At 70.0% G+C, this 8,922-nt stretch carries 10 protein-coding genes; 4 read left to right on the top strand and 6 right to left on the bottom strand.

Annotation, left to right across the window (positions count from 1 at the left end):
• A partial coding sequence (gene putA / locus A612_RS06965) for a trifunctional transcriptional regulator/proline dehydrogenase/L-glutamate gamma-semialdehyde dehydrogenase (RefSeq protein WP_019373791.1) occupies nucleotides 1-3,154 on the bottom strand: 3,154 nt, incomplete at its 3' end.
• 70 nt (nucleotides 3,155-3,224) lie between these two features.
• Between putA and A612_RS06960 the strand changes: the two genes are divergently transcribed.
• The 3 genes from A612_RS06960 (at nucleotide 3,225) to rlmD (ending at nucleotide 5,719) form a co-directional block, all read left to right on the top strand.
• The gene (locus tag A612_RS06960) at nucleotides 3,225-3,704 is read left to right on the top strand and encodes an Lrp/AsnC ligand binding domain-containing protein (RefSeq protein WP_019373790.1); all 480 of its coding nucleotides are present in this window, start codon (nucleotides 3,225-3,227) and stop codon (nucleotides 3,702-3,704) included.
• Between the two features lie 103 nt (nucleotides 3,705-3,807).
• A complete protein-coding gene (locus A612_RS06955; RefSeq protein WP_019373789.1) occupies nucleotides 3,808-4,149 on the top strand; it encodes a hypothetical protein in 342 nt (113 codons plus the stop codon).
• A 58-nt stretch (nucleotides 4,150-4,207) separates the two neighbouring features.
• Nucleotides 4,208-5,719 carry a 23S rRNA (uracil(1939)-C(5))-methyltransferase RlmD gene (gene rlmD / locus A612_RS06950; RefSeq protein WP_081501131.1) on the top strand — a complete coding sequence of 504 codons (1,512 nt, stop codon included), beginning with the start codon at nucleotides 4,208-4,210 and terminating at the stop codon, nucleotides 5,717-5,719.
• A 35-nt stretch (nucleotides 5,720-5,754) separates the two neighbouring features.
• On the opposite strand, the gene A612_RS06945 is transcribed toward rlmD, so the two are convergent.
• Together A612_RS06945 and A612_RS06940 are read right to left on the bottom strand one after the other, a co-directional pair.
• Nucleotides 5,755-6,162, bottom strand: coding sequence for a hypothetical protein (locus A612_RS06945; RefSeq protein ID WP_019373787.1), 408 nt, complete (start codon nucleotides 6,160-6,162; stop codon nucleotides 5,755-5,757).
• Nucleotides 6,163-6,307: 145 nt separating this feature from the next.
• Nucleotides 6,308-7,000, bottom strand: coding sequence for a Bax inhibitor-1/YccA family protein (locus tag A612_RS06940; RefSeq protein ID WP_019373786.1), 693 nt, complete (start codon nucleotides 6,998-7,000; stop codon nucleotides 6,308-6,310).
• Nucleotides 7,001-7,202: 202 nt separating this feature from the next.
• Between A612_RS06940 and A612_RS06935 the strand changes: the two genes are divergently transcribed.
• Complete coding sequence (locus A612_RS06935; RefSeq protein ID WP_019373785.1) at nucleotides 7,203-7,610, top strand: GlcG/HbpS family heme-binding protein; 408 nt, start codon at nucleotides 7,203-7,205, stop codon at nucleotides 7,608-7,610.
• A 26-nt stretch (nucleotides 7,611-7,636) separates the two neighbouring features.
• Here A612_RS06935 and A612_RS06930 read toward each other — a convergent pair whose 3' ends face one another.
• From A612_RS06930 to A612_RS17845, 3 genes are all read right to left on the bottom strand, one after another.
• Nucleotides 7,637-8,047 carry an ExbD/TolR family protein gene (locus A612_RS06930; protein ID WP_019373784.1) on the bottom strand — a complete coding sequence of 137 codons (411 nt, stop codon included), beginning with the start codon at nucleotides 8,045-8,047 and terminating at the stop codon, nucleotides 7,637-7,639.
• A gap of 5 nt (nucleotides 8,048-8,052) precedes the next feature.
• The gene (locus tag A612_RS06925; RefSeq protein ID WP_019373783.1) at nucleotides 8,053-8,778 is read right to left on the bottom strand and encodes a MotA/TolQ/ExbB proton channel family protein; all 726 of its coding nucleotides are present in this window, start codon (nucleotides 8,776-8,778) and stop codon (nucleotides 8,053-8,055) included.
• Nucleotides 8,779-8,809: 31 nt separating this feature from the next.
• The coding region (locus A612_RS17845; protein ID WP_019373782.1) for an energy transducer TonB at nucleotides 8,810-8,922 on the bottom strand (113 nt) is incomplete at its 5' end.

The raw sequence follows: 8,922 nt of genomic DNA, 5'->3' as shown, positions 1-8,922 counted from the left end.
CCTCCGGGGCCCGCGCCGCCATGGCGGCGATCGCCTCCTGCGCGGCGGTGGCCGGATGGCGGGCGAGCAGGCGCAGCAGGTACAGCGGCCCGCCCGCCTTCGGGCCGGTGCCCGACAACCCTTCGCCGCCGAAAGGCTGCACGCCCACCACCGCCCCGACCATGTTGCGGTTCACGTAGAGATTGCCGGCGCGCGCCTGCTGCGCCACCTGCGCCGCCGTCTCGTCGATGCGCGTGTGCACCCCCTGCGTGAGGCCGTAGCCGGTGGCGTTGACCTGGGCCAGCAGGCCGGGCAGCTGCTCGCGTTCATAGCGCACCACGTGCAGCACCGGGCCGAACACCTCCGCGCCCAGCTCGTCGGCGCTCGACAGCTCGATCAGGGTGGGTGCGACGAAGGTGCCGCGGGCGGTGGCTTCGGGGTCGGTTTCGGCCTGATGGACGGGGTGGCCGGCAGCGCGCCGCTGCGCGATGTAGTCCAGGATGCCGCGCTGCGCTTCCTGGTCGATCACCGGGCCGGCGTCGGTGGCGAGGCGCGAGGGATCGCCCGTGCGCTGCTCGCGCATGGCGCCGCGCAGCATCTGCAGCACGCGCCCGGCCCCATCGTTTTGCAGACACAGCACCCGCAGTGCCGAACAGCGCTGGCCGGCGCTGTCGAAGGCCGAGGAGACGACGTCCGCCACCACCTGCTCGGCCAGCGCCGACGAATCCACGATCATCGCGTTCTGGCCGCCGGTCTCGGCAATCAGCGGCACCGGCTGCCCCGTCGGCCCCAGGCGCTCGGCCAGGGTGCGCTGCAGCAGGCGGGCCACCTCGGTCGAGCCCGTGAACATCACGCCCAGGGTGCGCGCATCGCCCACCAGCTGGGCGCCCACGGTCTCGCCGCGCCCGGGCAGCAGTTGCAGCGCAGCTTCCGGAATGCCCGCGCGGTGCAGCAGGCGCACCGCCGCATGGGCCACCAGCGGCGTCTGCTCGGCCGGCTTGGCCAGCACCACGTTGCCCGCCGCCAAGGCGCCCGCCACCTGGCCCAGGAAGATGGCCAGGGGGAAGTTCCAGGGGCTGATGCAGACCACTGGCCCCAGGGGGACGTGGCTGTCGTTGTCCCAGAGGCCATCGACCTGCGCGGCATAGAAGCGCAGGAAATCCACCGCCTCGCGCACCTCCGCCACGGCATTGGCGGCCGTCTTGCCGGCCTCGCGCACCAGCAACGCCAGCAGGGGCAGCTGCTCTTCCTCCAGCAGCTCGGCCGCGCGGCGCAGCAGCTGGGCACGGCGGGGTGGAGGAACACCGGCCCAGTCGGCCTGGCCGTGTTGCGCGGCATCCAGGGCGTGATTGACCTGCGCGGCGCTCGCCTCGTGCACTCGGCCGACCACATCGCCGTGGTCTGCCGGATTGCGCACCTCCAGCGGGGCCGGACTGTTCGCGTCGGCGCCATCGGCTCCGTCCGCCAGCACCGGCCCCGCCAGCAGCGGCGCGGCGCGGCTCGTTCGCAGGGCGTCGCCGATCGCCGCCAGTGTCTCGGGATTGGCCAGGTCGAGGCCACAGGAGTTGTCGCGCGCCGTGCCATAGAGCCTGTCCGGCAGCGTGATGCCCGGATGCGGCAGGCCGGGCTGGCCCTCCGCCGCTGCCAGGGCGTCCACGGCAGCCACCGGGTCTGCCACCAGGGCCTCGAGCGGCTGCGCCGTGTCGGCGACGCGGTTCACGAAGGAGGTGTTGGCGCCGTTCTCCAGGAGACGGCGCACCAGATAGGCGAGCAGGGTCTCGTGCGTTCCCACCGGCGCGTAGATGCGGCAGGGGCGCTCGGCGATCACCTGCTCGTACAGCGGTTCGCCCATGCCGTGCAGGCACTGGAATTCGTACTGGCCGGGCTGCCAGCGCCCGGGCTCGGCCAGCTCCCAGATGGTGGCGAGCGACTGGGCGTTGTGCGTGGCGAACTGCGGGTAGACCGCATCCGGCGCCGCCAGCAGCCGCCGGGCGCAGGCGATGTAGGCCACGTCGGTGTGGGCCTTGCGCGTGTAGACCGGGTAGCCGTCCAGCCCGTCCACCTGCGCGCGCTTGATCTCGCTGTCCCAGTAGGCGCCCTTGACCAGGCGGATCATCAACCGGTGGCCGCTCCTGCGCGCCAGGTCGATGCAGAAGTCGATCACGAAGGGGCAGCGCTTCTGGTAGGCCTGGACCACGAAGCCGATGCCGTCGAAGCCGGCAAGGGAAGGCTCGTGGCACAGGCGCTCCAGCAGGTCCAGCGACAGCTCCAGCCGGTCGGCTTCCTCGGCGTCGATGTTCAGGCCGATGTCGTAGTCCCGCGCCAGCTGCGCCAGCTGCAGCACGCGTGGGTAGAGCTCGTCCATCACGCGTTCCCACTGCGCGACCTGGTAGCGCGGGTGCAGTGCGCTGAGCTTGATGGAAATGCCGGGGCCTTCATACACGCCGCGCCCGGCGCTCGCGCGCCCGATGGCGTGCACCGCGTCGACGTAGGACTGCAGGTAACGCTCGGCATCCTCGGCGGTGAGCGCCGCCTCGCCCAGCATGTCGTAGGAATAGCGAAAACCGCGTGCTTCCAGCGGGCGGGCGCGCTGCAGCGCCTGGTCGATGGTCTGGCCGGTCACGAACTGTTCGCCCATCATGCGCATGGCAACGTCCACGCCCTTGCGGATCAGCGGTTCGCCGCCACGCGCGCTCAGCCGGCGCAGGGTCTCGCCCAACCCGCTTTCGCTGTGCGTGGACACCAGCCTGCCGGTGATCAGCAGACCCCAGGTCGCCGCGTTCACGAACAGCGACGGACTGCGCCCCAGATGCGCCGCCCAGTCGCCCGCGCCGACCTTGTCGCGGATCAGCGCATCGCGCGTGGCGGCATCCGGGATGCGCAGCAGCGCCTCCGCCAGGCACATCAGCGCCACGCCTTCCTGGGAAGAAAGCGAGAACTGCTGCAGCAGCGCCTGCACCAGCCCGGAGCGGCCGCCCGCGCCGTGGCGCTCGCGCAGCCCTTCGGCCAGCCGCAGGGCGTGCGCCTGGATGGATTGCCGCTGTCCGCTGGGCAGGCGGGCTTCCTCAAGCAGGGGGGCAAGGGCCTCGGGCTCGGGAATCCGCCAGGCGGCCGTGATGGCCTGGCGCAGCGGAGAGGCATCGCGGGGGCGGGGGAAGAAGGTGGGCGCGTTCATGCCGCGATGATCGATGGTGAGTTGACGAATGAATCACCAAAATCGAGTCTGTCCGTTGAATAATCGGCTGATGAATTCGGGTGAAATCAGCAATATCGATCGAATCGACCGGAGGATCCTGAAGATCCTCCAGCAGGACGGTCGCATTTCCAACCTCAAGCTGGCCGAGACCGTCGCCCTGTCGCCCACGGCCGTGCTGGCGCGGGTGCAGCGCCTGACGCGCGAGGGCTACATCCTGGGCTACGAGGCGCGGCTCAACCCGCTCAAGCTCGGCGCCGGGATGCTGGTCTTTGTCGAGGTGCTGCTCGATCACACCACGCCCAACGTCTTCGACGGCTTCAAGGCCGCGGTGCACGCCCACCCGGAGATCCTGGAATGCCACATGGTCGCGGGCGGCTTCGACTACCTGCTCAAGACGCGCTCGGCCGACATGGCGGCCTACCGCCAGTTCGCCGGCAACGTGCTCTGGCAACTCCCGGGAGTGCGCGAGACGCGGACCTATGCGGTGATGGAGGAGGTCAAGCACTCGAGCCATCTGCCGCTGGGCTGAGTGCCGCGGCGGCCGGTGCGCGCAATAATCGGGGTTCAGGACCACAACACATGAGGGTGTCCCCGCCGCCTGGCGGCGCGTCGCCCCCGGAGGAGAAACGAAGATGGCAAGAACCCGACAGGCTCTTTCGCTGGCAGCCGGGCTGCTGGCCCTGGCCGGTGTCCACCAGGCTGCCCAGGCCGCCTGCTACATCGTCTACGGCGCCGACCGTCAGGTCGTCTACCGCGCGCAGACGCCGCCGGTGGACATGTCGCGCAACCTGCACGAGACCCTGCCGGAGGTCGCGCCCGGCGGCGCCATGGTATTCACGCTCGACAGCGAGGCCTGCGAACTGGAGGTGCACCGCCTGCCGGTGCGGGCAGGGGCCCTTCGGGCAGGTGGCGAGGGAGCGGTGCCGGCGGCCGCTGGCATCCGTCCCCGGACGGGGCGCGCAGACCGCGGCTGAGCACGCGCGGGCGTCCTGCAGGGCCGCGGGGCCACGGGCGCTCTGAGACAATCGGGGCATGAGTCTTCGCCCCGAAACCGACCATCCCGCCACCCCCACGCTCCCGGAAACCGACGTTCCTGTCCCTCGACCGGAAGCGGGTGGTGCCTCCGGGTTTCCCGCCGACTGGCTGGAAATCACGGCCATGGACCTGAACGCCCAGGGCGTGGCGCACCGCGCCGACGGCAAGGTGGTGTTCATCGACGGCGCCCTGCCGACGGAATGGGTCAGCGCCGTTCCGGCCGGGCGCAGGAAGAGCCACTGGGAGCAGGCGGCGCTCACGGAAATCCACCGGGAGTCGAGCCAGCGGGTGCGGCCGCTGTGTCCGCACTTCGGACTGCACACGGGCGCCTGCGGAGGCTGCAAGATGCAGCACCTCGAACCCCGCGCCCAAGTCGCCATCAAGCAGCGCGCCCTGGAAGAAGACTTCGGGCACCTGGCGAAGGTGCGCGCCGAACACATCCTGCGCCCCATCGAGGGGCCGGCCTGGGGCTACCGCTGGCGCGCGCGCCTGTCGGTGCGCCATGTGGCGAAGAAAGGCACTGTGCTGGTGGGTTTCCACGAGCGCAAGAGCCGCTACATCGCCGACATGCAGACCTGCAAGATCCTGCCGCCGCACGTCGATGCGATGCTGATGCCGCTGCGCGCGCTGATCGCCTCCATGGATGCGCGCGACACTTGCCCGCAGATCGAGGTGGCCTGCGGGGACGATGTCACGGCGCTGGTGCTGCGCCACCTGGAGCCGCTGTCCGCGCCCGACCTGCAGCGCCTGCGCGCCTTCGCCGCCGAGCACGGCGTGCAGTGGTGGCTGCAGCCCAAGGGTCCGGACACGGTCCATCTGCTCGATCCGCGGGGCGCGGCCCAGCTGGCCTACCGGCTGCCGGAGTTCGGCATCACCATGCCCTTTCGCCCCACCGACTTCACCCAGGTCAACCCGCACATCAACCGCGTGCTGGTGGCGCGGGCGCTGCGCCTGCTGGATGCGCAGCCCCACGAGCGGGTGATCGACTGGTTCTGTGGCCTGGGCAATTTCACGCTGCCCCTGGCCACGCGGGCGCGCGAAGTGCTCGGCATCGAAGGCAGCCCGGCGCTGGTGGAGCGCGCCCAGCAGAACTTCCAGCACAACCAGGCGCAGCGCGGCAGTGGTCTGCCGCCACTGGCCGCCACCCGCTTCCTGGCGCGCAACCTGTTCGAGATGGAGCCTGCGCAGCTCATGGCCGATGGGGTCGCGGACAAGTGGCTGGTCGATCCGCCGCGCGAGGGCGCCTTCGCGCTGGTCAAGGCCCTGGCGGACATCCACCAGGCACGCCTCGGCGCACCGGACGCGCCGCCCCTGCCCGAGGGCGCGGCAGGCTGGACGCCGCCGCAGCGCATCGTCTACGTGAGTTGCAACCCCGCCACCCTGGCGCGCGATGCGGGCCTGCTGGTGCACCAGGCGGGCTACCGCTGCGCGGCTGCGGGCGTGGTGAACATGTTCCCGCATACGGCGCACGTCGAGAGCATCGCCGTGTTCGAGCGCGCTGGCGACTGAGGCGCCGAGCACCGACCTGGGGCGGAGGCGCGATTTCAGCCGCGGTTGCGCGTGCTGCGGCCTTCGTCGGCTTCGTCCGCGTCGCGGCTGCGGCGCGCCGCAGGGGCCTCGGCAGCAGGTTTCTGCAGTTCCGTGAGCACCGAAGGCGTTCCTTCGAGCTTGTTCTCGCGCATGTACTGGTCCATGTCCTTCCAACCGGCAAAGACCAGGGCCTTGGGGGCCTTCGGGTTGAGCGTGAAGCAGTCTTCCAGGCCGCGCAGGGCATGCCGGCAGGCGCCTCCGATCGCCCGGGCTTCGGCCTCGCGCTGCAGCACGCGCGGATCCGGCCCCAGGCCGGGGATGTCGCAGCCGGCCAGCGACAGCAAGGTCGCCCCGAGCAGCGCCAGATGCAGCAGGGAGCGGCGGCCCCGCGGGGCGGCATCGGAAGGGCGGCGCAGCGTCATGCCCACCTTATCGGCAGATTCCTGCAAAGCTTGAATCCGGCGGCGCGCCCAGCAAAAAGGCCCTGCGGGCAGCGCAGGGCCTTGGGGGCGGCGGGCCGGGGCGATGGTGTCTTGCACCCCAAAGCAGCACACCGCGCTGCGCGCCTCAGTCGCGCTCGCCACCCATGATGCCCAGCAGCGCCAGCAGGCTCTGGAACACGTTGAACAGGTCGAGGTACAGCGCCAGCGTGGCGCTGATGTAGTTGGTCTCGCCGCCGTCCAGGATGCGCTTGATGTCGTAGAGCATGAAGGCGCTGAAGATGCCGATGGCGGCCACCGAGATGGCCATCATGCCGGCCGTCGAGGCCACGAACACGTTGATGATGGAGCCCACGATCAGCACCAGCGCGCCGACGAACAGCCACTTGCCCAGGCCCGACAGGTCGCGCTTGATCACGGTGGCAAGGCTCGCCATCACGAAGAACACGCCGGCCGTGCCCGCGAAGGCGGTCATGATCAGTTCGCCGCCGTTCTTGAAGCCCAGCACGGCGCCGATCAGGCGCGAGAGCATCAGGCCCATGAAGAAGGTGAAGGCCAGCAGCACCGGCACGCCCGCGGCCGAGTGCTTGGTCTTCTCGATGGCGAACATGAAGGCAAAGGCGCCGCCGAGGAAGACGATCAGCCCCAGGCCGCCCGTGAGCGCCTGCGTCATCCCGGTCGCCACGCCCAGCCAGGCGCCCAGCACCGTGGGCAGCAGGCTCAGGGTGAGCAGCCAGTAGGTATTGCGCAGCACACGGTGGCGCTGTTCGCGCGAAACACCGTAGCCGGCTGTATCGATACGGTTGATTCCGGTTTGCATGTGCTTGTCTCTCCTGCTGAAGATGGCCCGCACAGTGCAGGCCAGCGGATTCTAGGTGGGGCTGCGCGGGCCGATTTGCAATACCCGGCCATCATCCCATACTTTGCGGGTGCCACTGTTTTGCCCTGGGCCGGGCAGCCCGGCGCAAGGGGAGGGCTATGCTCGCGCGGTCTTCTTCATCCATTTTCACAGGAGCCATGCCATGCAAACCCGCCACGCCCTCGAACTGTCCGATCTCAAGCAGATGGCCGCGGCCGCCGAGGCCGAGGCCCTGAAGCACCAGTGGGCCGTGACCATCGCCATCGTCGACGACGGCGGCCACCCCCTGTGGCTCGCGCGCCTGGACGGCGCCGCACCTGTTTCGGCCCACATCGCCCTGGCCAAGGCACGCACCGCCGCGCTCGGGCGGCGCGAGAGCAAGGGTTACGAGGACATGATCAACGGCGGGCGCACTTCCTTCCTCTCGGCGCCGGCCATCGACGGGATGCTGGAAGGCGGCGTTCCGATCATGAAGGACGGCCACTGCCTGGGCGCCATCGGCGTGAGCGGCGTCAAGTCGACCGAGGACGCCCAGGTGGCGCGCGCCGGCATCGCGGCGCTCGGCCTGTAGAAGGAAGCGGCGGGCCGCGCGGCGTCTCAGTTGCCGGGGTCGGTCACGAAGCCGATCTTGCGCACACCCGCGCGTTGCGCCGCCGCCATGGCCTGCGCTACGCGCTCGTAGCGCACATCCTTGTCGCCGCGGATGTGCAGGTCCGGCTGCGGATCCTTGGCCGCCTCGGCGCGCAGGCGCGACTCCAGCTCGTCGTCGCCGACCACGCTTTCGTTCCAATGGTAGGTGCCGTCGGCCGTCACCGACAGGCGGATGGTCTCGGGCTTGACCACTTCCTCCTGGTTGGCGGCGCGCGGCAGGTCCACCGGCACGGCGTGCTTCATGACCGGCACGGTGATGATGAAGATGATCAGCAGCACCAGCATGACGTCCACCAGGGGCGTCATGTTGATCTCGTTCATGACCTCGTCGGCCTCGTCCTGGGTTCCGAAGGCCATGGCACTCACCCTTTCTTCATGGCAACGACCTTGCTCGCGCCCGTGTCATCGGCCATGGCGCGCACGCGCGCGCCGGTGACGAAGTAGGCGTGCAGGTCGTGGGCGAAGCTGTTGAGGCTGCTGAGAATGTGTTTATTCCCACGCACCAGGGCGTTGTAGCCCAGCACGGCGGGAATGGCCACCGCCAGGCCCAGCGCGGTCATGATCAGTGCCTCGCCGATCGGGCCGGCGACCTTGTCGATGGTGGACTGGCCCGAGCTGCCGATGGCCACCAGCGCGTGGTAGATGCCCCAGACGGTGCCGAACAGGCCGATGAAGGGCGCGGTGGAGCCGACCGAGGCGAGGATCGCCAGGCCCGACTGCAGGCGCGCCGTGAACTCGTCGATGCAGTTGCGCAGGCTGCGCGTCACCCAGTCGCTCACGTCCAGGTGGTCGTGCAGCTGCGCCTGGCTGTTGCGGTGGTGCGCCGTCGCCTCGCGGCCCTCGATGGCGAGGTGCCGGAACGGGTTGGCGGGGCTGGCGTCGAGCTTGGACAGGCCGGCGGCGAAGTCCTCGCTGTGCCAGAAGTCGCGCGTCTCGCGCGCCAGGCGCTTGAACTTCACGATGTCCAGCGCCTTGATGGCGATGACGATCCAGGTGGCCAGCGACATAGCCAGCAGCAGCACGGCCGTGGCGCGGGTGACGAAGTCGCCCTGGATCCAGACGTTGGCGATGCCGAATTGCGATTGCATGGGGTTTCTCCTGCCGTAGGGCGTGGGCGGTTTACTGTTTCAGGACGAAGTTGATCGGCTGCACGAACCACATGGCCTCGGGCACGCCGTTGCGCGTGCCGGGCACGAAGCGCCAGCGCGCGACGGTGTCGGCGGCCTGCCGGT

The sequence above is a fragment of the Melaminivora alkalimesophila genome (genome assembly GCF_000282995.1).
Lineage (GTDB): Bacteria > Pseudomonadota > Gammaproteobacteria > Burkholderiales > Burkholderiaceae_C > Melaminivora > Melaminivora alkalimesophila.
Note: the sequence above shows the minus strand (reverse complement) of the source record. Positions and strands in the feature narration are given on the sequence as shown.